Genomic DNA, 1,386 nt, shown 5'->3' on the forward strand with positions numbered 1-1,386 from the left:
GCTTAGATGATCTCGTACCTCAAGACCACCTGTTGCGAGATATTCGAAAAAAAGTGGATTTCACATTTATTTATGAAAAAGTGCAACACCTCTACTCCCCTTTTGGACGCAGATCTATTGATCCCGTTCTCCTCATGAAGATGCTGCTCATTGGATACTTGTTTGGAATACCTTCGGAAAGAAAATTAGAACAAGATATCACTGTAAATCTAGCTTACCGTTGGTTTCTCGGCTTAGACCTGACGGAGACGGTTCCCGACCATTCGACGTTAAGTCAGAATCGTCGCAGAAGGTTTAAAGATAGTCAGGTATTTCAAGAGATCTTCGACCATATCGTTTCGGAGTGTATCACGAAAGGGATCGTGTCGGGAGAAGTTGTCGTTGTCGACTCCACGCACATCAAGGCCAACGCTTCGATTAACAAAACGGAGAAAATGGTTGTTGAGAAAAAGCCTTCCGAATATTTTAAAGAGCTAGAGCAAGAAGCCCGCCGAATTGTATCCGAAATCGATCATGACCCGAACAAGAAAAAACGCGGGAGAAAACCAAAAGAGGAATGTGCAGAGAAAGAGGTAACGAAGAGTAAAACCGACCGTGAAGCAGGACTATTAAACAGATCCAATAAACCTAAAGGGTTTCACTACCTGGCTCACACCACTATTGACGCGAAACATGGAATCATTACAGACATCCATGTTACTCCAGCAAACATCAATGACCACGAACCATTTACAGCTCGTTTACGAGCGCAAAAAGACAAGTTCAATTTACAAATCCAAAAGGTTGGAGCAGATAAAGGTTACGATCGCTCTCCTGTACATCATACGCTTGAAAAACTTGAGATTGAGGGGTACATAACGCCTGTAGATGCTGACGAAAAGCATTTACAAAAACTCGGATTTGTTTACAACGAAAAGAATAATACATATACGTGCCCAGAAGGAAAAGCTCTTTCGTTTTCGCATATTAGCCGGCATACAGAAAAACAATCTTTCGGTAAGGTTTATACTTCACAAAGCAAGGATTGTAAACAATGTCCGTTACGTTCTAACTGCTTCGGTAAGACAGGTAATCGAAAGACGATTCAACGCCCATTATTTCAAGAAGCAAGGGAACGAAATGTAGCCCGTTCAAAGACAAGGGAATACAGTCGTATCCAAAAAGCAAGGCGAGTGTGGTGTGAGGGTAGTTTTGGAACAATGAAAAGATGTCACAACCTTGCGCAAACATACAAGAAGGGCATTCGGAACGCCACCGAGCATTGCCTTTTTTCTGCGTTGGCTTTAAACATAAAACGTATGGTAAAAGCAGTATAAAGGGGGTGGAGAGCCACCTAAAGCTGCTGTAATTTAAGAGAAAATACGCAAAGACTGAAGTGAGGCTAGG

The 1,386-nt window shown here is 42.3% G+C and carries 1 protein-coding gene; it reads left to right on the plus strand.

The features are described from left to right. On the plus strand, nt 1–1,316 hold a 1,316-nt coding region (locus NNL21_RS35995; RefSeq protein ID WP_204822897.1), incomplete at its 5' end, for an IS1182 family transposase. Nucleotides 1,317–1,386 lie beyond the last annotated feature (70 nt).

Origin of the sequence: Paenibacillus mendelii (genome assembly GCF_024498075.1) — a bacterium.
Classification (GTDB): Bacteria; Bacillota; Bacilli; order Paenibacillales; family Paenibacillaceae; genus Paenibacillus_Z; species Paenibacillus_Z mendelii.